At 67.4% G+C, this 23,839-nt stretch carries 22 protein-coding genes and 1 pseudogene; 12 read left to right on the forward strand and 11 right to left on the reverse strand.

The annotated features are described in order from the left end of the window. Positions 1–356: pseudogene (locus FHR96_RS19780) on the forward strand (dihydroxy-acid dehydratase domain-containing protein); the annotation flags it as partial. A gap of 89 nt (positions 357–445) precedes the next feature. Here FHR96_RS19780 and FHR96_RS19785 read toward each other — a convergent pair. The 3 genes from FHR96_RS19785 to argE form a co-directional block, all read right to left on the reverse strand. Further along, complete coding sequence (locus FHR96_RS19785; protein ID WP_183389451.1) at positions 446–1,201, reverse strand: FCD domain-containing protein; 756 nt, start codon at positions 1,199–1,201, stop codon at positions 446–448. A gap of 71 nt (positions 1,202–1,272) precedes the next feature. After that, entirely contained in the window at positions 1,273–2,007 is a 735-nt protein-coding gene (locus tag FHR96_RS19790; RefSeq protein WP_183389452.1) for a glutamine amidotransferase, read from the reverse strand. Positions 2,008–2,009: 2 nt separating this feature from the next. After that, positions 2,010–3,167, reverse strand: coding sequence for an acetylornithine deacetylase (argE, locus tag FHR96_RS19795; protein WP_183389453.1), 1,158 nt, complete (start codon positions 3,165–3,167; stop codon positions 2,010–2,012). A gap of 309 nt (positions 3,168–3,476) precedes the next feature. Here argE and gdhA point away from each other — a divergent pair, with 309 nt between their 5' ends. Beyond that, positions 3,477–4,829: an NADP-specific glutamate dehydrogenase gene (gene gdhA / locus FHR96_RS19800; RefSeq protein WP_183389454.1), complete on the forward strand. Its 1,353-nt coding sequence runs from the start codon at positions 3,477–3,479 to the stop codon at positions 4,827–4,829. Between the two features lie 154 nt (positions 4,830–4,983). Further along, complete coding sequence (gene rnk / locus FHR96_RS19805; RefSeq protein WP_183389482.1) at positions 4,984–5,397, forward strand: nucleoside diphosphate kinase regulator; 414 nt, start codon at positions 4,984–4,986, stop codon at positions 5,395–5,397. Between the two features lie 52 nt (positions 5,398–5,449). Here the strand turns inward: rnk and FHR96_RS19810 are convergent, their stop codons facing one another. After that, a complete protein-coding gene (locus tag FHR96_RS19810; protein WP_183389455.1) occupies positions 5,450–6,016 on the reverse strand; it encodes an antibiotic biosynthesis monooxygenase in 567 nt (188 codons plus the stop codon). A 276-nt stretch (positions 6,017–6,292) separates the two neighbouring features. Between FHR96_RS19810 and FHR96_RS19815 the strand changes: the two genes are divergently transcribed. From FHR96_RS19815 to FHR96_RS19825, 3 genes are all read left to right on the forward strand, one after another. Continuing rightward, positions 6,293–6,649, forward strand: a complete 357-nt coding sequence (locus tag FHR96_RS19815) for a hypothetical protein (RefSeq protein ID WP_183389456.1) — start codon at positions 6,293–6,295, stop codon at positions 6,647–6,649. 108 nt (positions 6,650–6,757) lie between these two features. After that, a complete protein-coding gene (locus FHR96_RS19820) occupies positions 6,758–7,126 on the forward strand; it encodes a hypothetical protein (protein ID WP_183389457.1) in 369 nt (122 codons plus the stop codon). A 91-nt stretch (positions 7,127–7,217) separates the two neighbouring features. Beyond that, positions 7,218–7,598, forward strand: a complete 381-nt coding sequence (locus FHR96_RS19825; protein ID WP_183389458.1) for a lysozyme inhibitor LprI family protein — start codon at positions 7,218–7,220, stop codon at positions 7,596–7,598. Positions 7,599–7,664: 66 nt separating this feature from the next. Here the strand turns inward: FHR96_RS19825 and FHR96_RS19830 are convergent, their stop codons facing one another. From FHR96_RS19830 to FHR96_RS19840, 3 genes are read right to left on the reverse strand one after another with little or no spacing between them, the layout of a single operon-like run. Continuing rightward, positions 7,665–8,525 (reverse strand): SDR family oxidoreductase, encoded by an 861-nt coding sequence (locus FHR96_RS19830; RefSeq protein ID WP_183389459.1) that lies wholly within the window; start codon positions 8,523–8,525, stop codon positions 7,665–7,667. 38 nt (positions 8,526–8,563) lie between these two features. Continuing rightward, a complete protein-coding gene (locus tag FHR96_RS19835) occupies positions 8,564–11,869 on the reverse strand; it encodes an AAA family ATPase (RefSeq protein WP_183389460.1) in 3,306 nt (1,101 codons plus the stop codon). Next, positions 11,866–13,125 carry an exonuclease SbcCD subunit D gene (locus FHR96_RS19840; RefSeq protein WP_183389461.1) on the reverse strand — a complete coding sequence of 420 codons (1,260 nt, stop codon included), beginning with the start codon at positions 13,123–13,125 and terminating at the stop codon, positions 11,866–11,868. Before FHR96_RS19840 ends, FHR96_RS19835 begins: the two co-directional genes overlap by 4 nt. Before the next feature lie 74 nt (positions 13,126–13,199). On the opposite strand from FHR96_RS19840, the gene nfi reads away from it, so the two are divergent. After that, positions 13,200–13,916, forward strand: a complete 717-nt coding sequence (nfi, locus tag FHR96_RS19845; RefSeq protein ID WP_183389462.1) for a deoxyribonuclease V — start codon at positions 13,200–13,202, stop codon at positions 13,914–13,916. A gap of 31 nt (positions 13,917–13,947) precedes the next feature. Here the strand turns inward: nfi and FHR96_RS19850 are convergent, their stop codons facing one another. Continuing rightward, complete coding sequence (locus tag FHR96_RS19850; protein WP_183389463.1) at positions 13,948–14,199, reverse strand: YdeI/OmpD-associated family protein; 252 nt, start codon at positions 14,197–14,199, stop codon at positions 13,948–13,950. 215 nt (positions 14,200–14,414) lie between these two features. Here FHR96_RS19850 and FHR96_RS19855 point away from each other — a divergent pair, with 215 nt between their 5' ends. Then, positions 14,415–14,966 (forward strand): DUF1415 domain-containing protein, encoded by a 552-nt coding sequence (locus FHR96_RS19855; RefSeq protein WP_183389464.1) that lies wholly within the window; start codon positions 14,415–14,417, stop codon positions 14,964–14,966. 46 nt (positions 14,967–15,012) lie between these two features. Here FHR96_RS19855 and FHR96_RS19860 read toward each other — a convergent pair whose 3' ends face one another. Further along, positions 15,013–15,897, reverse strand: coding sequence for an aldo/keto reductase (locus FHR96_RS19860; protein WP_183389465.1), 885 nt, complete (start codon positions 15,895–15,897; stop codon positions 15,013–15,015). A 192-nt stretch (positions 15,898–16,089) separates the two neighbouring features. On the opposite strand from FHR96_RS19860, the gene FHR96_RS19865 reads away from it, so the two are divergent. Beyond that, positions 16,090–16,521, forward strand: a complete 432-nt coding sequence (locus FHR96_RS19865) for an OsmC family protein (protein WP_183389466.1) — start codon at positions 16,090–16,092, stop codon at positions 16,519–16,521. A 306-nt stretch (positions 16,522–16,827) separates the two neighbouring features. On the opposite strand, the gene FHR96_RS19870 is transcribed toward FHR96_RS19865, so the two are convergent. After that, positions 16,828–17,517, reverse strand: a complete 690-nt coding sequence (locus FHR96_RS19870; protein ID WP_183389467.1) for a gamma-glutamyl-gamma-aminobutyrate hydrolase family protein — start codon at positions 17,515–17,517, stop codon at positions 16,828–16,830. After that, complete coding sequence (locus tag FHR96_RS19875) at positions 17,514–18,509, reverse strand: amidoligase family protein (protein ID WP_183389468.1); 996 nt, start codon at positions 18,507–18,509, stop codon at positions 17,514–17,516. Before FHR96_RS19875 ends, FHR96_RS19870 begins: the two co-directional genes overlap by 4 nt. A gap of 215 nt (positions 18,510–18,724) precedes the next feature. Here FHR96_RS19875 and FHR96_RS19880 point away from each other — a divergent pair, with 215 nt between their 5' ends. The 3 genes from FHR96_RS19880 (at position 18,725) to FHR96_RS19890 (ending at position 23,738) form a co-directional block, all read left to right on the forward strand. Continuing rightward, positions 18,725–21,040 (forward strand): mechanosensitive ion channel family protein, encoded by a 2,316-nt coding sequence (locus FHR96_RS19880; protein ID WP_183389469.1) that lies wholly within the window; start codon positions 18,725–18,727, stop codon positions 21,038–21,040. A gap of 842 nt (positions 21,041–21,882) precedes the next feature. Continuing rightward, on the forward strand, positions 21,883–22,662 hold the full coding sequence (locus FHR96_RS19885; RefSeq protein WP_183389470.1) for a ThuA domain-containing protein: 780 nt from the start codon (positions 21,883–21,885) through the stop codon (positions 22,660–22,662). Further along, on the forward strand, positions 22,659–23,738 hold the full coding sequence (locus tag FHR96_RS19890) for a Gfo/Idh/MocA family protein (protein WP_183389471.1): 1,080 nt from the start codon (positions 22,659–22,661) through the stop codon (positions 23,736–23,738). Before FHR96_RS19885 ends, FHR96_RS19890 begins: the two co-directional genes overlap by 4 nt. Positions 23,739–23,839 lie beyond the last annotated feature (101 nt).

Genomic DNA, 23,839 nt, shown 5'->3' on the forward strand with positions numbered 1-23,839 from the left:
AGTCGCTGCCGTGCCTGGGGGACGGGCGCCAGTCGGGGACCTCGGGCTCGCCGTCGATCCTCAACGCCTCGCCGGAGGCCGCCACCGGCGGGCCGTTGGCGCTGCTTCAGAGCGGCGACCGGCTGCGGGTGGATCTCACCCGCTGCGAGGTGACGCTGATGGTCGACGACGCCGAGCTGGCCGCGCGCCGCGAGCGCCTGGCGGCCGAAGGTGGTTATCGCTACCCGGACCATCAGACGCCCTGGCAGGAGATCCAGCGCTCGATGGTCGAGCCGCTGGATCGCGGCATGACCCTGGCGCCGGCGACGAAGTATCGCGACGTGGCCCGGGTCAGCCCGCCGCGGGACAATCACTAAAGAGGGAAGAGGGAAGAGGGAAGAGGGAAGAGGGAAGAGGCTGCGGCGGGCGCCTGGGAGGGCGTCCGCCGCTGTGGTCATGGCTTGTCTCAGTTGAAGGTGAGCTGACGACCCAGGGCGCTGTCGCCGGGCTCGATGCCCAGCGCGTCGGCGGTGCCCTTCAGCACCGCCTGGGCGGCCAGGAAGGCCTCACGGGGCTGTCGGGCGCGGATGCACTCCATCAGCTGGCGATGTCGCTCCAGGCTTTCCTCGGGATCGCTGGCGCTGACGTTGGATGTCTCGATCAGCATGTAGATCGAGGGGCGCAGGATGTGTGAGAGCTGCGCCCAGACGATGTTGTGCGTGGCCTTGAAGATGGCGACATGGAAGGCGACATCGAAGTCGCTGTGCAGCCGACCGTCCTGACCGTCGTCGCCATGCAGGTTCTGCCCCATGCCCTCGAAGGCCTCCTCGATGGCCACCAGGTCGCGTGCGGTGGCGCGCTTGGCGGCGGTCATCGCCACATAGGGCTCGACATCGAGGCGGAACGACAGGATCTCTTGCTGGATGCGTGGGTTGGGGGTCGCGTAGCGGGTCATCCAGTCGGTGACCTGGGGGTCGAGGATGTTCCACTCGGCGTATTCGCGGACCTTGGAGCCATGGCCCGAGATCCGCTCGATGATGCCCACGTCCACCAGCTGGCGCAGGTCGCTGCGCACCGCCGAGCGGTTGATGGCGAACTGCTCGCAGAGGTCAACTTCCTTGGGGACGAAGTCGCCCGGCTGGTAGCGGCCGGAGAAGATGGCTTCGGCCAGGAAGTCGGCCACGCTGGGCCTTGGAGATGTCTTGCGCTGCCTGTCCTTCACGAGTCGTGCGTCCGAAGAAGTTTCAACATATCGTGTGGTATGTTGCACATTTCGTCAATATGACCTTGGTGTCAGGCCGTATCGTCGACTCTTTGCAACAGCTCGCAAAAGTGGCGCAACAGGCCGGTGGCTTCCGGGGTGGCGGCCACCGCGGCCAGTAAGGCTTCCGGGTCTCGGCCCTGCTCGGCCAGCCCCTGGTACTGGTGATGCAGGTAGGCGCGCATGACCGCCGGGGTGAATTCCGGGTGGAACTGTACGCTCCACTGCCGTGGCCCGTAGCGCAGCGCCTGGTAGGGATCGTGATCGTTCTCGGCCAGCACTTCGGCGCCCGACGGCGCGGCGAGCACTGACTGGGCATGGGTGAGCTGGGCCGGGAAGGCCTCGGGAAGCGTCCCCAGTAGCGGATCGCGATGCCCGGTCTCGGTCAGCCGTACCCGGTGGGTGCCGGTCTCGCGGCCCGCCGGGTGGTAGCCGCTATCACCGCCGAAGGCCGCCGCCATCAGTTGGTGGCCGTAGCAGACCCCGAACATGGCGACATCGTCGGCCAGCGCCTGGCGCAGCCAGGGCTTGAGCGCCTCGCTCCAGGGCTCGGCGTCGCTGACCATGGCATGGGAGCCGGTGATCACCAGGCCGTCGTTGGCGCCGAGCGCCGGCGGAGCGCCGTCGTGGCGGGCATCGAACACCTCGAGGTCGAGGCCCTCGCACACCGGCGCCAGCTGGGCGCGGAACAGCGCCTCGAAGTCGCCGTGGTCACGGATCACGTCGGCGAAGGCATCGCCGGTCTTGACGATCACCAGTCGTGGCATCTTCAGGCCTCCTTCTTCAGCCGCTTGCCCAGTGCCCGCATGAAGGCCGAACCCGCCTCCAGCTGCTCGATCTCCAGGTACTCGTCGGGCTGGTGGGCCTGGCTGATGCTGCCCGGGCCGCAGATCACCGTGGGCAGGCCGGCGCGCTGGAACTGGCCGGCCTCGGTGGCGTAGGCCACGGCGCCGGCCGGAGCCTCGCCGACGAGTTCCCGGCACAGCGTCAGTACCTCGGCGTTGTTGTCGTCGGCCAGTGCCGGCACCGTGGTATTGAGCCGCTCGGTGTGGATGCCGGCCTCGGGCGCGCGTTCGCGCATGCCGGCCTGCAGCTGCTCGGCATGGGCTTCGACCCGGCCGATCAGGTCCTCGAAGCGGTCGGAGGGCAGGTGGCGGATCTCCCAGTCGAAGCTGCACTCGCGGGCCATGATGTTGATGGCCGTGCCGCCGCTGATCTTGCCCACGTGCAGGCTCGAATGGACCACGTTGAAGGCCTCGTCGACGCGTCCCTCGGCCTTGAGGTCGGCCATCACGTCCTCGATGAAGGTGACCAGCCGGGCGGCCACGTGGATCGCCGAGACACCCTGGTTGACCTGGCTGGAGTGCGAGGCGCGGCCGGTCACCGTGGTGCGCAGGTTGGTGGCGCCCTTGTGGGCGACCACCGGCGCCATCAGCGTCGGCTCGCCGACGAACACCGCCGCCGGGCGCGGGTGGTCGGCCATCAGCCGCTCGATCAGCCGCGGCGCGCCGATGCAGCCGACCTCCTCGTCGTAGGAGAAGGCCAGATAGATCGGCTTCTCCAGTTCGAGCTCGACCCAGCGCGGCACCTCGGCCAGGGCGCAGGCGATGAAGGCCTTCATGTCGCAGGTGCCGCGACCGTAGAGGCGGCCGTCGCCCTTGTCGGTCAGCGTGAAGGGATCGGTCGACCAGGGCTGGCCGTCCACCGGCACCACGTCGGTGTGGCCGGAGAGCACCACGCCGCCCTCCACCGCGGGACCGATGCGGGCCAGCAGGTTGGCCTTGGTGCCGTCGTCGCTGTCGACGCGCCAGTGCTCGACGCCGTACTCGTCGAGCCAGGCCTCGATGAAGGCGATCAGGTCCAGATTGGAGTCGCGGGAGACGGTGGGAAAGCCCACCAGCTTCTCGAGGAACTGGGCGGCGGTCATGATCTGGCTCCGAAGGTGAAAGGCGAAGCCTAGCCTATCACGCCACCGGGGCCGACGGGATGGGCCCGGTGGCGGAGTGACGGAGAGATCTCGGCAGGTCCGGCACATGAATGTCGTTGATTGTGCGTTTATGAGAAGCGCCTGAGAGAAGCTCGCCAAGACATTCGGTCTTAGACTTTGGTCTTGATGGCGCGGGATTTTTGCCTATGCCTGACCGGCATAGGGTATGCAAGAGGCGATATCCAGCAGTTAAATACCGGCATGCTCTGGCCAGCGGATACATGTTTTTTCTGCCAATGGTACGCCTAAATGCCCTACGTTCATGACACCTTGACGCGACTCAAGCAGAGTAGTCCTGCACAGTCGGAATTCTATCAGGCCACGGAAGAAGTCCTGGAATGCTTGCGTCCACTATTCGAGCATCATTCTCGCTACCATGACCACGGCATCATCGAGAGAATCGTCGAGCCTGAGCGTCAAATCATGTTTCGTGTCAGCTGGCTGGACGACACCGGGAAAGTGAGAGTCAACAAGGGCTATCGGGTGCAATTCAATTCGGCGCTCGGGCCCTATAAGGGCGGGCTTCGTTTTCATCCCAGCGTGACCTCCGGCACCATCAAGTTTCTGGGATTCGAGCAGATATTCAAGAATGCCCTGACTGGCCTGCCACTGGGTGGCGGCAAAGGGGGCGCCGATTTCGATCCCCGAGGCCGATCCGACGGCGAAATCATGCGTTTCTGCCAGTCCTTCATGAGCGAGCTGTATCGCCACATCGGCCCGACCTGCGATGTTCCCGCGGGGGATATCGGTGTCGGGACGCGGGAAATCGGCTATCTGTATGGGCATTACAAACGGTTGACGGGCCGCTACGAGGGCATCCTGACAGGCAAGGGGCTCGCCTGGGGCGGCTCGCTCGGTCGCAAGGAAGCCACCGGCTATGGAGCGGTCTATTTCGCACAGAACATGCTGGCGGCGCGCGGCGATGGTCTTGATGGGAAGCGATGCCTGGTGTCAGGGGCGGGCAACGTTGCCATCTACACCATCGAGAAGCTCCACGAACTGGGCGCTCGGCCCATTACCTGCAGCGACTCTCGCGGCACCATTCATGATCCCGAGGGTATCGACCTGGCCGTGCTCAAGAGGCTCAAGGAGGTCCAGCGTACATCGCTGGAGCACTACCTGAACGAGCGCCCTCGGGCACGGTATATACCGGTGTGCGACTACCCCAGTGGCGGCCACGGCGTCTGGCATATTCCTGCGGATGTCGCCTTTCCCTGTGCCACCCAGAACGAGCTGACGGGCGCCGATGCTCGCGTGATGCTTGCCAACGGCGTGCGCTGCGTGAGCGAGGGGGCCAATATGCCGAGCACCAAGGAGGCCGTGGCGTGTTTTCTCGACGCTGGGATTGCCTATGGCCCCGGTAAGGCGGCCAATGCCGGAGGCGTGGCGACCAGCCAGCTGGAAATGGCGCAAAACAGCAGCATGGCGCAATGGCCGATGGAAAAGGTCGATCAAAAGCTCCGGAATATCATGGCCAATATCCATCAACAGTGCGCCACGACGGCGGAAGAATTCGGAGATCCGTCCAATCTGGTGCTGGGGGCCAATATCACCGGTTTCAGAAAGGTGGCCGATGCCATGATCGAACAGGGACTGTCCTGATCGCCTTCGTCAAGGCGATCCCTTATACTGACGTCAGCAGGCAGTCCTTTCCTCCCGGGGAAGGGCTGCTTTTCGTTGGTCGTCACGAATATCGTTGATCCAACGTCAGTCCAGCTTTGGCTGCGTGACTTTTTGCTTTCCAAGGAGAGTGAACATGGGACAGCGTCCTCCCATCATCATCAACCGTCTCGATGCGGAACGCTTGCAGCGCTTGATCGATGACGCTACCGACAAGGATCTGGCTGTCGCACAGCTGCTGGAAGAAGAGCTGGCGCGAGGCGAGGTTCTCGACCCCGAGCATATGCCGGATGACGTGGTGAGCATGAACAGCCAGGTTCGCTTCAGCGACCTGAGTCGTGGTCGGCAGATGATTCGCACCCTGGTGTATCCCCATTCGCTGGGAAGCGTGGAGGATGGTATCTCCGTCATGGCGCCAATCGGTGCGGCATTGATCGGTCTCAGGGTCGGCGACATCATCGAATGGCCGCTGCCCAACGCAACGGAAGCCCGCCTTCGGATCGATGCCATTTTCTGGCAACCCGAGCGTGAGAAGCAGTTTCACCGCTAAGGAGGATGGCCGTTCCCCCGCCGCCGGAGGTGGGGCGGGGAGGCGACGTCGATCAGGTCGATCGGCGTCGCAGCTGGGGCGTGCGCCACGGTTCGCCGCGTAGCCAGGGCCCCAGCAGCCGGGTCGACAGTGGGATGAACAGGAACACCATTACCGGCGTGAGCATCAGGGTGCCGGCCAGCACGCGAGGCACCAGCGGCAGCGTGGCCAGGGCGTCGCCGAACAGCACCTTGAAGACCAATGAAACCGGAAAAAAGGCCAGCCAGATGGCGATGGCCTGCTTCCAGCGCGGAGGAGTTGGCGTGCCGGGTTGCTGGAACCAGCGGTCCAGGCCGGTGGCGCGATGCTCCTGGGGCGCCTCGAAGAGCCCCTGGCCGCGGGCCAGCCAGGCCCGGCGCGAGGCCGAATGTTCCCAGGCCGCCAGGGTTTCGGCGTCGCGGAAGCGAAAGATGATCTGGTACTCGTCGTCGGCGGGCGGCGGGGCCAGCACGCCGGAGCCCAGGTAGCCGGCGAAGTCGGCGGCGAGCTCGCGGCCTTCCTCGAGCCAATGCATGAAGTCGCGGTAGCGCCCACGGGCCACGCGGCGCGCCACCATCAGGGTGACGGGATCAGAGGACATGGTGGTTCTCCTGAAAGAATCGGCGGCCCGGGTAGGGCCGCCGAAGGAACAGCGGATCGGGTACATCCACCGTTGGCGGCAGGATAATACGCCATTGGCGACGCGATAGGTAGGTCATGTTGCCATTTGGTTCTTGTGTGGCAGGGGTTCTTGTCGAGACCTGCCGTGCGCTCGAGGTGTCTTGCACGAGGGCTGAAGGCACAGGAACCAATGGCTGGAAACGTTCTCATCGCCTAGGCTCGCTGTTACATCTCAGCCGGTTTACAAGGAGGTAGCATGAAACTGACGTCTCTCAGCGATAGCGAGCTTCTGGATGTCGTCAGGCCGCTGGCGGAGCACACCGAAGCGTCATGGAACGACAAGGACTATCAGGCATTCTGTCGCTACCTGATCCTCGAAGACGTGGAGCAAACCTTTCCGGAAGCCGAGTTCCAGCGCCAGATAGCGGAAAACTACGACATCTATGGCGTGCACCGTATCGGGGAGCTGGTGGCGATACATCGCAACCCGGATAACGTGATCGTGATGTGGAAGGTCGGCTTCGAGAAGCGCGAGGCGCCGGGGCTGCTGATCTATGGCTTCAAGGAACACGAGGGCGAAGTGCGCGTCGCCGGTTGTTCGTACCATGCCTGAGCCTGCAGCGACATGCGCACGATGATGGCGTGAGCGAGTCGCGACGCCGGCCCTGGGGGCATGGCGGCGATCCTCCAGCCTTGAGCCTTGCTGGAACAGGGAGGGAACGTGAGGCTGATCAGGCAGTATGACGACGTGATGCAAGCCCAGGATGCCGCGTTGAGACTGCGCAGGGAGGGAATTCCCACGCATATATCGTCACGTCACTCCCACGTGGCTTCTGGCGTGGTGACAGGTGCCTTGAAAGTCGGGCTATGGGGCCTGTTGGATTCGCAGTATCACGACGCGCTTGCCTTCCTGGACGACGCGAATCATCGGGTCACGACGGGCATGTCGGAGGAAGAGCTGGTTCGGGTGGAGTCCTCGGCCACCAAGACGTCGTTCGCCTCTTTCAACAAGCTGCTCTGGTATGTCGGTCCGGTGGTCCTGGCCGTCATCGTCGGTCTCGTGTACCTGAAAGAGAAGGGCGTATTGTGACGCGAGGCAATGGTTCGACGTGTTCCGCAGGTGAACCCTTCTGGCACGGCGTGTGCCGAGACCTTGCAACGACTGACCGAAGGAGGCGTTGATGAAGAAAATCGGGATCATGATGCTGTGCCTGGCGCTGTCGCCACTTGCTTATGCCAATGAGCCCTACACGCCTGGCTATACCGCCTGCATGGAGGAAGCGGGCGGTGTTACCGTCGACATGATCGACTGCATCGCCGAGGAACTGGAGACGCAGGATGCCCGACTGAACGGCGCTTACCAGGCATTACGGGGTGAGCTTTCCGAACAGCGCCGTCAGTCATTGCTGCAGGCCCAGAGGCTGTGGATCCAGTATCGCGATGCGAACTGCCAGTTCTATGCCACGGCGGGCGGGACCCTGGCGAGAGTCTCCGCGAATGAGTGCATGCTGCGCGAGACTGCCGAGCGAGCCCAGGAGCTCGACGCCATGGGGGGCTTCTAGGACTCCACGCGGAACAACGCTCATCCCTCGCCAGCATGACGCCGGGCTCGTGGAAGAAATAGCCACTCACTCCCGCTCGCTCTTCGTCGCACGCAGCAGCACCCGATCCATGCCTCTCGTGCTCAGCACTCGCTTGAGGGCGGCGAACAGGTGGGTGGGAACGGTCACGGCGTAACGTGGTTTCGGCCGTCTGTTCTCGAGGGCGTGGATCAGCTTGTCGACCACCGCCTCGGGGCCCAGGGTGAAGGCGCCCTTGCCGTCCTCGCTGGAAAGGCGGGCCTCGACCTTGACGTAGGTGTCGGCGTGGGCGCTGTGGACGGCGTCGATGCTGGCCTTGAAGGCGGCGTGGGCATTGTGGCGGAAGCGGCTGGCGATGGGGCCGGGCTGGATCAGGCTGACGTGGATGCCGCTGCCCTTGAGCTCCTGGCGCAGGGTGTCGGTGAGGCCCTCGAGGGCGAACTTGGAGCAGACGTACGCGCCGCGATAGGGCAGGGCAGCGAAGCCCAGCACCGAGCTGTTGTGCACGATGCGCCCGTGGCCCTGGGCGCGCATCATCGGCAGCACCCGAGTGGTGAGCTCGTGGGTGCCGAGCAGGTTGGTCTCGAGCTGTTCGCGCAGCACGTCCCGGCTCAGGTCTTCCACCGCGCCGGGCTGGCCGTAGGCGCCGTTGTTGAACAGCGCCGTCAGCTCTCCGCCGGTTCGATCGCGCACCTCGGCCACCGCGTCCTTGATCGAGGCGCTGTCGGCCAGATCCAGCCGCAGGGCCTCCAGGCCTTCCTCTTCGAGCCGCGCGACGTCCTCGGTGGTTCTTGCTGTAGCGAAGATCCGCCAGCCGCGCTTGGCCATGGCATGGGCCGCGGCGTGGCCGATTCCGCTGGAACAGCCGGTGATCAGCAGGCTGCGCGTCGTCTCTTGGCGTTCCGGCATCCTCGTCTCCTTCCATCTTTCCGTGTGTCTCGGGATCATTAGCCGCTGACCAGCCGCGCCTGGCTGGTGCCGTTGCCCAGCGGCTCGACGCGGATCTGCACCGGGATGCGCTCGTGCATCTCCTGAACGTGGGAGATGACGCCGACGCGACGGCCCAGCGCCTGCAGGCCGTCGAGGGCTTCCATGGCCAGCGCCAGCGACTGCGGGTCGAGGCTGCCGAAGCCTTCGTCGATGAACAGCGATTCGATGGTGAGCTCGCCGGAGGCCATGGAGGCCAGACCCAGCGCCAGGGCCAGCGACACAAGGAAGGTCTCGCCGCCGGACAGCGAATGCACCGAGCGGCGCTCGTCGCCCATGTCGTGATCCACCACCAGCAGGCCGAGCTCGCTGCCGCCGCGCACCAGCCGGTAGCGCCGCGACAGCCCGCCGAGGTGGGCGTTGGCATGCTCCAGCAGTTGTTCCAGGTTGTAGGCCTGAGCGATGCGCCGGAACGCCTTGCCGTCGGCGGAGCCGATCAGCTCGCTGATACGGCCCCAGCGGCGGTGTTCGGCGCGCGCCGCTGCGAGTTCGGCCTGGGCGTCCTGCTGGCGCTGGCGCCGGCGGTCATCGTCGCGCAGGGCGTGGACGGCCTCGTCGCGCTGCTGCTGGGCGGCGTTCAGCCTTGGTGTGAGGGCTTCGCGCTCTTCGCTCAGCGCCTCGCGGCGTCGGACGATCTCGGCCTTGGCGGCCTCGTCCAACAGCGCCGTCTCGTGCTCGTCTTCGCCCACCAGTTCCTGATTGCGGCGATGATCGAGCAGCGCCTGGCGGCGTTCTTTGAGAGCGGCGGCGGCCTGCTGGCGGGCCTGTTCGGCGTCTTCCAGCTGTTTTCGCTGGCGCTCGGCTTCGTCGTCAGACTGGGCGATCAGCCGGGTGAGGGTGGCGTCATCCAGTTCCGGATGTGTCTGCCGCCACTCGGCCAGCTCGGCTTCCAGGGTGTCGCGCTCGCGGCGCAGTGCTTCGAGCCGTTCGGCCTCGTGGGCCGCCTGCTGGGCGAGGCGCTGATGCTCGGTTTGTGCCTCGTGATAGCGAGCCAGGGCCGCGTCTCGCGCGGTGTTGGCGGCCTGCTGGCGGGCGTCGAGGTGCTGCTGCCAGGCGTCCGGCGAGGCGTGTTCGCCGAGCCTGGTGGCAAGCTCTCGGGCAAGCTCGTCGCGTCTGCTTCGGAGCGGGGGCAGCTGCTCGGCCAGTGCCTGCAGCTCCTTGTCGAGGCCCTCTCGGCGAGTGTCGAGACGCGCGAGCCGGGTAGCGTCTTCCTGAAGGGCTCGCTTCAGCGGTTCGATCTGCTGCTCGGCCTGGTTCAGCCTGCCCAGTGTCTGTTCGTGATGTGTCCGGCTGGCCTTGCTTTGCTTGGTTTGCTCGGCCAGCCAGGTATCGCGATGAGCCGGCTCGATAGTCACGAGCTCGACATGCAGCGAATGCTGTTCGAGGGACTCGCGTGTTGCCTGGCTTTGCCGTTCGGCGCTTTGAAGCTCCTGACGAGCCTGCTTGAGAGAGGCATCGAGCGCACTGTATTCGCTGAAGAGTCGGTCGCGCTCCTGTTGGGCCTGATCCAGCGCCCCGTTGGCTTCCTGGAGTTGGCGTTCCTCTTCCCGTTGCTGAGCGGCCAGCTGTTCGGCCTCCGGCGAGGCCGGAGGATGAAGTCGCCAGGGGTGCTCGAACCCACCGCAGACCGGACACGGCTCGTCCTCGGTCAGCGCCTCACGCAGAGCGATGACGCTCTCGCTACGCGCTGCCCGGCTGCGCTCGATGATGCCGGTGACCGTACGATGCCGAGTCTTGGCGTCATCGAGCTGCCGCCTGGCCTGCTGGCCCTGTTCCAGCAGCCGGTCTAGCCGCGGCTCTTGCTGTTGGATCTGCTCCAGCAGCCGCTGTTGATGGCTCACGGCACGTTGGTACTGCTGCCAGCGACTCGCGAGATCATCCAGGTCCAGTTGGCGCTGGGCGGCCTGGTCGAGGGCATGACGGCATGTCTGGCGGGCCTCTTCGAGCTCGGAGTGTTCCCCCAACAGCTGCTTCAGCGTCGCCTGCCAGTCATCGTGCTGCTGGCGGCGTTGCTGATGTTCCGCCTGGGCCTGCTGGTGATCGGCCTCCCAGTGATTCAGCTGTTGTTGCCGCTCGGCCTGGATCTTCTCCTGCTGTGATACCTGATGTTCGAGGCTGGCCAGGTGAGTGGCCAGCTCACGAGCCTCGCGCAGCGCGGGCTCGGCCTGGCGGCGGGCCTCTCCGGCCTCGGTCAGCGTGCGTTCGGCGGTCTCGCTGGCGAGCCTGGTCTGCTCCCGTGCGGTCTCGGCGTCGGTAAGCGCTCGCTTCGTCTTGGCCTGAGCCGCGTCAAGCGCCTCGAGCTCACCGGGCAGCTCGGCCTGGCGCGTCAGCCGATGGCGCTGGGGCAGTATCACCCGCCGCCACGCCTGATCCTCCCGGGCGGGGGCCTGCGTCTCCCAGACGTCTTCGGCCTTGTGCAAGTCGGTCTGGCCCCGCTGGAAGGCGGCTTGCAGTTGATCATCTTTGTCATGCCATCGCTGCTCGGCCTGAAGCGCCTCCGAGCGCTTCTGCAAGTCGGTGAGCGCTCGCTGGGTCGCCTCGGCGGCCCGCTCCAGTTCGGCGCGCGCCTCGGCCTCGGCGGGCAGGTCGTCGGCGAGCCGGGCCTCGATCTTCTCCACGGCTTTCCTGGCTTCGCTGGCGCGACGGTAGGCGGCCATGGAGATGGCGGAGTATTCGCTGGTACCGGTCAGCCGCTCCAGCAGATCGCTGCGCTCGTTGTCGTCGGCCTTGAGGAAGGCGGCGAACTCGCTCTGGGCCAGCAGCACGGCGCGGGTGAACTGCTCGAAGGTCAGTCCGAGGCGTTCGGGCAGCAGGCGGTCGAACTCGCGCTTCTGGGCGGTCAGCAGGCGGTCGTCGTCCAGGTCGGTGAGCGACTGCTCGGCGGCCTGCAGGCGGCCGCCGGCCTTCTCGCGGGCCCGGCGCACCGCCCAGCGGGCACGGTAGCGGCGTCCGTCGCGACCCAGGAAATCGACTTCGGCATGGCCGCTGGCCGTGCCGCGGCGCAGCAGGGTGCGCGGGTCGGCGGTGTTGAGCGTGGCATCGCCGACGTCCGGCAGCGGGGCCTCGCGGCCAGGAGCCTGACGCAGCCTTGGCGTGCTGCCGTAGAGCGCCAGGCACAGGGCATCGAGCAGGGTGCTCTTGCCGGCGCCGGTGGGGCCGGTGATGGCGAACAGCCCAGCATCGCGCAGCGGGGCGGCGCTGAAGTCGAGCGTCAGCGGGCCGGGGATCGAGGCCAGGTTGGCCAGGCGCAGGGCGAGGATCCTCATGCCGATGCCTCCTCGTCGTCGTCCAGCACGTCCTGGCGCAGCCGGTCGAAGTCGGCGAGCACGTCCTCGTCCGGCGGCTCGCCCCAGCGCGCCTGCCAGGTGCGCTCGAACAGCCGGCGGGGGCCGAGGGTCTCCAGGTCGACCCGCTCGGGGGCGTCCTCGGCCGCGACGGCGGGCAGGCGGCGCTCGAGGCGCAGCAGACGCAGCGGCTTGCCTTCGAGGGCGGCATCGATCCGGGCGCGCAGGTCGGGCATCGGCGCCGAGAGCTCGACGCGCACCTCCAGCCACGGCCAGCGTTCGCGCGAGAGGGTGTCGTCGACCTCGAGCGCCTCCAGCTCGGCCAGCACCTCGTCGAGCGATGCGGGGCCGAGGCGATGCATGGCCACCGGCCGCGGCACGGGGATGGCCTCGACGCCCGTCAGCTCCTCGCCGTCGAGGGTCGCCTCGACGACTTGGTGGGGATAGTTCACCTCGCTGAAGTCCAGCGGCAATGGGCTGCCGCTGTAGCGGATGCGCGCCTCGCCGACCTCTTGGGCGCGATGCAGGTGGCCCAGCGCCACGTAGGCGAGGTCGTCGGGAAACAGCGCCGCGGAGATCGATTCCTCGCCGCCGATCACGATGGGCCGCTCGCTGGCCTCGGAAACGGCGGCGCCCCTCAAGTGGGCGTGGCTCATGGCCACCAGCGCCTGGCCGGGCTCGCGGCGCTCGCGGGCCGCGGCGATCAGCTGCTCGTGGACCCGGGCGATGCCGGCGACGTAGTCGTTGGGCGCCTCGTCGTCTTCGTCGGCGCGGGCCTGGGCGCCGGTGACCTCGGCGGGGCGCAGGAAGGGCAGCGCCAGGCACCAGGCGCGGGTCTCGCCGGTGGCGTCAGTGAGCGGCACCAGCAGGCGCTCGGTGTCGAGCCGGCCGTCGTCGAGCCAGCTCACCCGGCCCCGGGCGTGGGTGCGCAGGCGTTGCATCAGCGGGGCGGGCAGCTCGATGCGGTTGCCGCTGTCGTGGTTGCCGGCGATCAATACGATGTCGAGGCAGGGCAGGCGTTCGTGGGCGCCGACGATGAAGTCGTAGAGCAGTTCCTGGGCGCGCAGCGAGGGATTGACCACGTCGAAGATATCGCCGGCCACCAGTAGGGCGTCGGCCTCCCGCTCGACCAGGGTATCGAGCAGCCAGGCCAGGAAGTCACGGTGTTCTTCAAAGCGCTCCTGACCATGGAAGCTCTGGCCCAGGTGCCAGTCGGCGGTGTGGATCAGTCTCAGCATGGGCTCCCCGGTGTTCCGTCACACGGCAAAACCCGTAGTCTAACCCGAGCACCGCCGCCATATCAGGAGCCTTCATGCCCTCTCTCCCCCTGCACGACTGGAACCTTGCTCCCATCGATGCCATCGCCCTGCAGAAGCGCCTGGCCGGTCGGGTGGAGCGCAAGGATCGGCTTGATCCGGTGCATCGCATTGCTGGGGTGGATATCGGCTTCGAGCAGGACGGCGAGATCACCCGCGCCGCGGTGGTGGTGCTGGCCTGGCCGCCGGCGGGCGAGGGCGCCTTCGAGGTGGTGGAGCAGGCGGTGCATCGCGAGCCGACGCGCATGCCCTATGTGCCGGGACTGCTGTCGTTTCGCGAGGTGCCCGCGGCGCTGGCCGCCTTCGAGAAACTCTCGGCCCGACCGCAACTGGTGATGGTCGACGGCCAGGGGATTGCCCATCCGCGGCGTCTGGGCGTCGCCAGCCATCTGGGGTTGTGGCTGGACCTGCCGACCCTTGGCGTGGCCAAGAAACGGCTGTGCGGCCGCCACGGCGAGCCGGGCCCGGCGCGGGGCGACTGGGCGCCGCTGGTCGATGACAGGGTCGGTGGGAGAGGCGACGGCAGGGAGACGATCGGGGCGGTGCTGCGCTCTCGGGAAGGCGTCAAGCCGGTGTTCGTCTCGTCGGGGCATCGTCTGTCGCTTGCCACGGCGCTGGAGTGGGTGGTGGCCTGCCTGGGTCGGACAAAGCTGCCGGAGCCGACGCGGCTCGCCGACCGGCTGGCCTCGCGACGCGATCAGAAGCGGCGCTGAGGGGGCCGGGCAAGGCTCGTCCATGCCTCGCCTATCGGTGCGCGCAACCGGGCCAGCAGCAGGGGCGACGCTTTCCTGCCTTGAGGTCCGTGCGCACCCTGGCAATGCGGCGATGCCGGGTCTCGAGCTTCTTGGCATCCTCGACCCAGCAGATCCACTCGTTGCGGGCGATGGGGGTAATATCCTCCCAAAGCGCCAGGGCCGCCTCGTCACCGACGAGTACCTGCCGCAGGTCTTCCGGCACGTCGTGCACGACACCGGCGGAAATCGTGTCTGTGTGCATAAGCCTATCCCATGTCGGGGGCTGGAAATATTCGCTAAGAGTGGCACTCGATGGGAGCCTTAGCGACCATTTTCGGCCCCCCTGCGGCCAGCATGGCGTTCGGGGCAGATGACGCCGAGCTGATGAGGCATGAGCGGCAGTCGATCACCGTGGCGTCCGGTCTCTCCGATGGAATCGGCGTATACTGCGACTCCATTTTTCTCGATGAGCCGACCATGACCGATTTTGCCGATCCCCTCGCTGCCACCCGCGCCTGGGTCGAGACCTTCGTGGTCGGCCTCGAGGTGTGTCCCTTCGCCGGCCGCGAGGTCGCCCGCGACAGTATCCGCTACGTCGAGGTGGATGCCAGCGACCCGGCCGCCGCCCTGATGCGCTTGGTAGAGGAGTGCTGGCACCTCGACCAGCACGCCGAGGCCGAGACCACCGTGCTGGTGCTGAGCGAGGGCCTGGCGGACTTCGATGATTACCTGGATCTGCTGGGCATGGCCGAGGCGCTGCTGGTGGAGCAGGGCTATGAGGGGATCTACCAGCTGGCGAGCTTCCATCCGGACTACCAGTTCGAGGGCGAGGCGGAGGACGCCCCGCGCAACTACACCAACCGCTCGCCCTGGCCTATGTGGCACCTGATCCGCGAGGCCGGCCTGGAGCGCGCCCTCGCTCACTACCCCGACCCCGAGGCCATTCCCGAGCGCAATGCGGCGCTGATGGAGGCCAAGGGCCGCGAGGCCCTGGCCGCCTCGCTCGCCGCCCTGCGCGAACGATCCTAGGACTTGTACGAAGCGTCTGCGAGCGCGGACGGTTTTCGTGCAGGACCTAGACGATATCCAGCGGTTCCTTGCGGCTCGGCGCCGGAAAGGCGGCGTCGATCCTCGCCAGGGCCGCGTCATCGAGCGTGGTCTCGAGCATGGCGGCGTTGTCGCGCACGTGCTCGGGCTGCACCGCCTTGGGAATGGCGATCAGGTCGCGCCCCCCGTCGACGGGCCTCACCGCCCAGGCCAGCAGCAGTTGGGCCGGCGTGAGCTGCCGTTCGGCGGCCAGCGCCGTGACCTCGGGGTGGTCGAGCAGCCGACGCCGCAGCCTGCCGGCCTGGGCCAGCGGGCAGTAGCCCATCAGCGGCATGCCGTGGTCGCGCTGCCAGGGGCGCAGCGAGTGCTCGATGCCTCGCGAGCCCAGATGATAGAGCACCTGGTTGACCGCACAGTCGCCGCCGCCGGGAACGCTCTGCAGGGCCTCCATGTCGTCGATATCGAAGTTGGAGACGCCGAAGCGGCGGATCTTGCCGGCCTCGCGCAGCCGCTCGAAGGCCTCCAGGGTCTCGTCGAGCGGGATGCCGCCCGGCCAGTGCAGCAGGTAGAGGTCCAGGTGGTCGGTGCCGAGTCGGGCCAAGCTCGCTTCGCAGGCGGCGATCGCCGTGTCGCGACCGGCGTTCCAGGGGTAGACCTTGGAGACCAGGAAGGCCTCGTCGCGTCGACCGGCCAGCGCCTCGCCGACCACTTCCTCGGCGCCGCCGTCGCCGTACATCTCGGCGGTGTCGATCAGCGTCATGCCCAGGTCCAGCCCTTGTTGCAGGGCGCGCACCTCGTCGGCGTGCGGGGCCAGGCCCTCGCCCATGAACCAGGTGCCCTGACCGATGGCGGGGAGTGTCACCGCGGGTTCGTGAGCGGTGGCCGGCAGGGTGACGCGGGCGGGTGTCGTCATGGTGCTTCCTCTCGATGTCATGATGGAGGGTGCATGTATTTGGAAACATTTTCCATGTATTCTGGCGGTGAGCCGATGGGGATGCAATGCGGCCTTGTGGTCCGGAGACATCATCCCCATGGTCTATCGTGTAGAGGCAAGATTGCGACCTATCCGGCGCGCTAGCGCCATCCCGCAACACAAGGAGTCGACATGAGCATCAAGAAGAACGGCAGCGCCGTCTGGCAGGGCGGCCTCAAGGACGGCAAGGGCACGGTGTCCACCCAGAGCGGTGTGCTCAGCGATGTGTCCTACAGCTTCGCCAAGCGCTTCGAGGGCGAGGCCGGCTCCAACCCCGAGGAACTGATCGGTGCCGCCCACGCCAGCTGCTACTCCATGGCGCTGTCGATGATCCTCGGCGAGGCGGGCCACACCCCCGAGCGGATCGCCACCCAGGCCACGGTGTCCCTGGAGCAGGGCGAAGGCGGTTTCAGCATCACCGCGATTCATCTGGAGACCCGGGCCAGCGTCCCCGGCGCCGATGACGCGGCCTTCCAGGACGCGGCCAACAAGGCCAAGGCAGGCTGCCCGGTGTCGAAGCTGTTCAATGCCGAGATCACCCTGGACGCCAAGCTGGAGGGCTAGCCTCCGCCAGTGACCGACTATCCCTTCACGAACCGATGTCGCTCCCGCGGGCAGCCGCTTCCGTGGGAGCGTCTTGCGTTATGCGGGGCCCTCACTCCTCGCGACCTGAAGCTCGATCCCACGAAGGACACTCCCGCAAAGGCTCGGCGCAACCGAACGGGTTTTCGTGGGAGCGCCGGTCCAGCTTGCGGCGCGATGATGGTGGTGTCTCTGACCTTCGTGGGAGCGCAGCTCCGCTGCGCGAAAGGGGTTTAACCCTCGCGATCTGAGGATCGATGCCACGCAACGCGCCGCCAAGCAGTCTCCTTACGACGCCGGCTGCCGGTGTTGTTCGGCGGCGTTCACCAGGGCGCGGATCAGGCGCTGCTGGGGGCGGTTGAACACCAGCCACTCGGGATGCCACTGCACGCCGATCAGGAAGTCGTGATCGCGTGACTCGATGGCCTGTACCAGGCCGTCGCGGTCGCGGGCGACGATCTCGATGCCGCGCCCCGCCTGGCGCACCGCCTGGTGGTGCAGGCTGTTGATGCGACACCAGGTGACGCGCAGGATGCGATACAGCCGGCTATCGCCGACGATGTCCACCGTCTTGCGCGGCAGCACGGTGCGTCGCCGCTTGAGCCCTTCGTAGCTGGTGTAGATGTCCGGGTCCAGGGTGCCGCCCAGGTGGACGTTGATCAGTTGGGCGCCGCGGCAGATGCCCAGCACCGGCGTGCCACGCGGGATGAAGCGCTCGAGCAGCGCAAGCTCCAGGTCGTCGCGCGCAGGGTCGACGCGCACGTCGAGCTGGATCTCGCCGCCGTAGTGGTGTGCTTCGATGTCGTCGCCGCCGCCGATGATCAGGCCGTCGAGGTCCGTCGGCCGCGGGCGCGCGGGTGATAGCCGCAGCGGGCGGCCGCCGTGGCGCCACACGGCAAACCAGTCGAACCACCAGGCAATGCGGCTCTTGCGGTCGGACGTGGTGATACCGATCAAGGGGCGGGCGTCCTGCCTCATGTGCGCGCGAACCTCCGGCGCAGGGCCTGCCAGGCGCGGATCGGCCAGGCCGGGCGATGGCGGGCCAGGTAGTTGGCGCCGCGCTCGGCCAGGGTGTCGGGCGCGGCGGCCAGCGTTTCCACCTCCAGCCAGCGGTTCCACTCCTGGGCGGCGCCCCAGCCGGGCTCGGAGAGCTGGGCATTGGGCAGCCGATAGTGATAGGTGGGGCGCGGATGGACCAGGCGATTGGCCAGCAGCTCGTGGGGATGCTCGGGATGCAGGTGGGCGAACAGCGGCAGCATGTCGAGCTCGCGATTGCGGGTCTCGTTGTACTCGAGGTAGTCGTCGATCAGGGTCTCGAGGTCCGGGGCATAGCCCGGATCCAATACCTTTAGCACGTAGGCCCGCGGGAAGGGATTGGCGTGGGGCAGCACTTCGCGGGTGATGTCGACCCGGATCTGCTCGCGCAGCCAGCCGGCGGTGAGCAGGTAGGCGCGCAGGTGGGCCAGCAGGCTCTCGACCTCGAGGCTCGGCGCCTCGGGGTTGAGGTGCAGGCCGAAGCCATAGAGCAGGCTGGCATCGGTGCCCTTGGCGCCGTGTTCGCGCAGTGCCACGAAGAGGGCATCGAGGTCGTCGAGCTCGTTCCAGGGCACCGGCGGGCAGATGATCTCGGTCGGCACCAGCCCGGTCACCACGTCGCCGATCAACTCCCGGGTGCGTTCGTGGAACTCCTGGCGCATGCGTTCCCACTCGCTGTCCCGGTAGGCCTCGTGGTCGACCAGGCGTTCGTCCGGATGGGCGTACTGGGTGTCCAGCTCGATGCCGAAGTCGCCCCAGCGCGCGCCGCTGACCTTGAGACGGTGAGGGCTCAGCACCTCGACCTCGCCGCCGAACAGTTCCTGCACCAGGCAGGCGGTGTCGCGGGGCGGCAGGCCGGCGAATTCGATTTCGACCCCGACCCGGCGAGGCCTTCCCTGGGCATTGTCGGGCACGGGTGGCGGTTGCGGCGTCATGACGGCATCCTGTGTGACGGTATCGGCAGCTTGGGCCTTGGCGGAAAAGTGCCTGCGCTCGACCATGCGGCGTGGAACATCGACGCGTGCGCTGGCTCGTCGACAATGAGCCCAGCCCTGGCCTTCGCTCGCCGACGCATCCGCCAAAGCCTAACATACTGCCCGTCAGTCACAGGATGAGGGGAAATCACTCCCCTCCCAACCCGGGAGATCCGATGTTGCCCGTCGCAGCCCGTCTCGCGCCGGCCCTGAAGGGGCTGTTGCTGCTGGTCCTCACGATGATGCCGCTGGTCGCGGCCGCCCAGTCGCTGCCGCTCTCGGCCCTGGGTGGCGGGGGCGGCGGCAGCGAGGAAAACCGAGATCCCGAGGCCCTGCAGCGCTCGCTGGACCGCATCATCACGACGCTGGAGAACGACCAGCAGCGCGGCAGGCTGCTGGCCGACCTGGAAGCCCTGCGCACGGCCAACGGCGAGGTCGCCGATAGCGAGGGGATCGGCGGTCAGCAGGGCCTGCTGGGAGCGCTGGCGGATACCTTCAACGACCTGGGCGAGCAGGCCGAGTCGGGCCGCTCGCCGATCAACGATTGGCAGGAGCAGTTCCGCCAGGGTTGGACGGACCTCACCGAACTGGTGGTGCGCACCGGCGACGGGGCGCTGTTGAACTTCACCGTCGAACTGGCGGTGCTGGTGGGCATCTGGGCCGGGCTGCTGGTGATCCTGATCGCGCTGGGGCGCATTCTGGCGCTGCGCCGAGGCTGGCCGCTGGACCTGCCGCGGGAGCCCAGCGGCATGCTGCTGCTGATCCATTTCCTGCGCCGCCTGCTGCCCTGGGCGCTGGCCTTCGCGCTGGCGCTGGGCGTCGCCCAACTGGTGCCGGAGAGCGCCGGGCGCACCGGGGCGCTGGTGGTGGCCTACGTGGCGCTGTGCGGGCGGGCGCTGTCGGTGGTGGTGGAAACGGTGGTCTCGGTGTTCACCCGCGGGCATCGCTTCGTCGCCGTGCGCCACCTTCACCAGCGGGCGCTGCGCCCGCTGTTCGTGATCGGCGCGCTGATCGCCCTGGGCGATGCCTTCAACTCCTCGCGCCTCACCGAGGCGATCGGCGTCGATCTGGCAAGCCTCTGCTCGGTGCTCGCCAACATCCTGGCGGCGCTGCTCAGCGTGCGCTTCATCCTGCGCTTCAAGCGGCCCATCACCCACCTGATCTACAACCGTTCCTACCGTCATCGCTGCGAGAGCAGCAACGCCGCCGACATGGCGCGCACGGTGGGTGGGCTGTGGCACGTGCCGGCGCTGCTGCTGGTCGGCGGCTCGCTGGTGGCGATCTTCATCACCGGTGGCGATGTGGGCACCGCCCTGGCCCGCTCGATCATTTCGGCTTCGCTGCTGGTGCTGACCCTGGTGGTGGCCGGGCTGATTCGCCGCCACGCCGAGCGCCGCACCAAGCGGCGCTACCGGCGCGAGTACCGTCGGCGCCTGGAGCGCTTCGGCTATACCCTGGCCCACGTGCTGGCGTGGATCACCTTCGCCGAGCTGTTCATGCAGGTGTGGGGCGGGTCGCTGATCGGCATCGGCCGCCAGGGCGTGGCCAGCGTGCGCATCGGCCAGGCGCTGCTCGGCATCGGCTTCACTGTGCTGCTGGCCTGGCTGGCCTGGATCTTCGCCGACACCGCCATCCAGCGCGCCCTGGCGTCCTCGGCGCGTTCCCGCGGGCGTCGCGTCAACCAGGCCCGCGCCCAGACCATCACGCCGATGATTCGCAACATCATCTTCGCCACCATCGTGATCATCGCCGCCATCGTCGGGCTGGCCAACCTGGGGGTCAACGTCACGCCGCTGCTGGCCGGTGCCGGGGTGATCGGCCTGGCGGTGGGCTTCGGCGCCCAGACCCTGGTGCAGGACCTGATCACCGGCATCTTCATCCTCATCGAGGATTCACTGGCGGTGGATGATTTCGTGCAGATCAACGGCCACATGGGTACCGTCGAGGGACTGACCCTGCGCACCGTGCGGCTGCGCGACCTGGATGGCATCGTGCACATCATCACCTTCAGCCGCATCGACTCGATTCACAACATGTCGCGGCAGTTCGGCATCGCGCTGATGAAGATCCGCATCCCCTACAGCATGAAGATCGACGATGCCATCGCCATGATGCAGGAGACCGCCCAGGCCCTGCGCCAGGACCCGATGATGCGCCACCACATCTGGTCGCCGCTGGAGATGCAGGGCGTTCACGCTTTCGAGGACGGCTGCCCGCTGCTGCGCATGCGCTTTCGCACCGCGCCGGAGATGCAGTGGGACGTGGCGCGGGCGTTCAACCTGATGCTCAAGCGGCGCCTGGAAGAGCAGGGCGTTGACCTCGGCGTGCCGCGTATCAGCGTCAGCATGGAGGGCCACGGCGGCGGCCGGCTCGACGGCAGCGCCGAATGGGGCGAAGACCGTGACGCCGCCGGGCGCGAGGCCGGCGAGGCGGGCGTCGCCGACCCCCATAGGCAGACCAGCGCCAGCGGCGGCTCCCCCGACCCGGGCTGACCCCGACTGCGCGAGGAATCCTCTAACCCCTCGCGATCTAAAGATCGCTCCCACAGGGGCTCGGTGGCCCTGGGCAGGTCTTCGCGAGAAGTTGGGGTTCCAGATATCTGCAGGCGCCTGGCGGCGCCATTCGCGATCTGAAGATCGCTCCCACGAAGTGCACTCCTGCGAAGGTTCGGTGCTACCGGGCCGGTTTTCGTGGGAGTGCACGGTCCGGCGTTCCGGCTTGCTGCGCGAGAAGTTGGGGTTCCAGATATCTGCAGACGCCTGGCGGCGCGATTCGCCGAGGCGTCGGACCGAATCTAAGGATCGCTCTCTTAGGGTAGGGGCTCGGTGGCCCTGGGTAGGTCTTCGTAGGAGCGCAGATTTTCTGCGCGAGAAGTTGGGGTTCCAGATATCCCCAGGCGCCTGGCGGCGCCGTCGCCGCTACACGGCGGATCGCCGAGGCGTCGGACCTAATCTAAGGATTGCTCTCACGAAGAACACCCCCTCATCTGGCCAGTATCACCGGGCCGGTTTCCGTGGGAGCGCACGGTCCGGCGTTCCGGCTTGCTGCGCGAGAAGTTGGGGGTCCAGATATCCCCAGGCGCCTGGCGGCGCCGTCGCCGCTGCGAGTTGGATCGCCGAGGCGACGGACCGGATCTAAGGATCACTCCCTCGAAGAGCAGGGCTTTCCCTCAGCATATCGATGTCGTCGGACGATAAGATACGACCATTGTCGCAATGAGTAAACGTTTACGAAATGCTCGTAAACGTTTACTTTGACGCCATGTCGCCGGCATCGGCGGCGTTTCCATCGCCCGCCAGGGCAATGTCCAGGTAACGCCAAGAGGAGCCAATCCATGACGATCAAGGTCACGGTCTGGGGCGAGAACGTCCACGAGCAGACCAACGAGGTGGTAGCGCGCATCTATCCCGAGGGCATGCACGCCTGCATCGCCGCCGGGCTCAACGAGGACCCGCAGATCGAGGCCCGCGCCGTCACCCTGCAGGACCCCGAGCACGGCCTCACCGAGGCGCTGCTCGACGACACCGACGTGCTGCTGTGGTGGGGCCATGCGGCCCACGGCGACGTGCGCGACGAGATCGTCGACCGCGTCCAGGCGCGGGTGCTGCAGGGCATGGGCCTGCTGGTGCTGCACTCCGCCCACTACGCCAAGATCTTCAAGCGCCTGATGGGCACCACCTGCTCGCTGAAGTGGCGCGAGGCGGGCGAGCGCGAGCGGCTGTGGGTGGTCAATCCCGGCCATCCCATCGTCCAGGGCCTGGGCGACTACCTCGAGCTGCCGCACACCGAGATGTACGGCGAGCCCTTCGCGGTGCCCAACCCCGACGAGGTGATCTTCATCAGCGCCTTCGAGGGCGGCGAGGTGTTCCGCTCCGGCCTCACCTACAAGCGCGGCAACGGCAAGATCTTCTACTTCCGCCCCGGCCACGAGACCTATCCGATCTACTACGACGAGCAGGTACGCCGGGTGCTCAAGAACGGCGTGAAGTGGGCCTGCCCCGAGGGCTCGCGGTGGATCGACAGCTGTCCCAACGTGCCGCCCGAGCAGGCGCCGAACCCGGTCGAGGTCAAGGGCGAGGGGCTGCACAAGCCCGGCGAGGAGGGCTTCAAATGATGCGACTGGCGATCATCGGTGCCGGCAGCATGGCCGGCGAGCATGCCAAGCGCTTCCGCGCCCTCGGCGACGTCGAGGTGGTGGCGGTGTGCGACCTGGACGGCGACAAGGCCCGCACCTTTGCCGAGGCCCACGGCATCCCCGAGGCCTATTCGGACCTGGCGGCCATGCTGGCCCGCGACGACATCCAGGCAGTGAGCAACGTCACCCCGGACGGCGTGCACAAGGCCACGTCGCTGGCCGCCATCGCCGCCGGCAAGCACATCCTCTGCGAGAAGCCGCTGGCCACCAACGCCGCTGACGCCGAGGAGATGGCCGCGGCGGCGCGCGAGGCCGGGGTGATCAACATGGTCAACCTCAGCTATCGCGATGCCCCGGCGATTCAGCTGGCCCGCGAGCTGGTAGCCGAGGGCCGGCTGGGGCGGGTGATGCATGTCGATGCCAGCTATCGCCAGAGCTGGCTGGTGAGCGACGCCTGGGGGCGCTGGGACCAGGACAGCCAGTGGCTGTGGCGGCTCTCCGAGGCCCACGGCAGCAAGGGCGTGCTGGGCGACGTAGGCGTGCACATCCTCGATTTCGCGAGCTTCCCGGTGGGCGACATCGCCGCCGTGACCTGCCGGCTCAAGTGCTTCGACAAGGCGCCCGACAACCGCATCGGCGAGTACACCCTCGACGCCAACGACAGCGCCCTGATGCAAGTGGAGTTCGCCGGCGGCGCCCTGGGCACGGTTCAGGCCACCCGCTGGGCCACCGGCCACCACAACTCGCTGGCGCTCTCGATCCACGGCGATCGCGGCGCGCTGCGCGTCGACCTCGATGCGGCCCGGGACAAGCTGGAAGTGTGCCTCGGCGAGGACGTGCACCCCGCGCGCTGGACCGAGCTCAGCGCCCCGCCCACGCCGAGCATCTACCGGCGCTTCGTCGACGGCGTCGCAAGCGGGGTCAACGACCAGCCCGACTTCGACCGCGGCGCGGCCCTGCAGCGGGTACTGGACGCCTGCTTCGACTCCGACGCCCGGGGCGGTGGCCTGCGCCTGGAAGGGCAGGCCGCCCCGGCACCGGGCCAGCCTGCCTGAACCGCGTCGTCCGCCCCGTCATGGCGGGGCGGCGGTCGCACCGCTCCGTCCGATCGGGCACAATCCCGTGGTCGCAAGCGACGTAGGCGGCAGCAGATGGT

Source organism: Halomonas organivorans (genome assembly GCF_014192055.1).
GTDB classification, from domain to species: Bacteria; Pseudomonadota; Gammaproteobacteria; order Pseudomonadales; family Halomonadaceae; genus Halomonas; species Halomonas organivorans.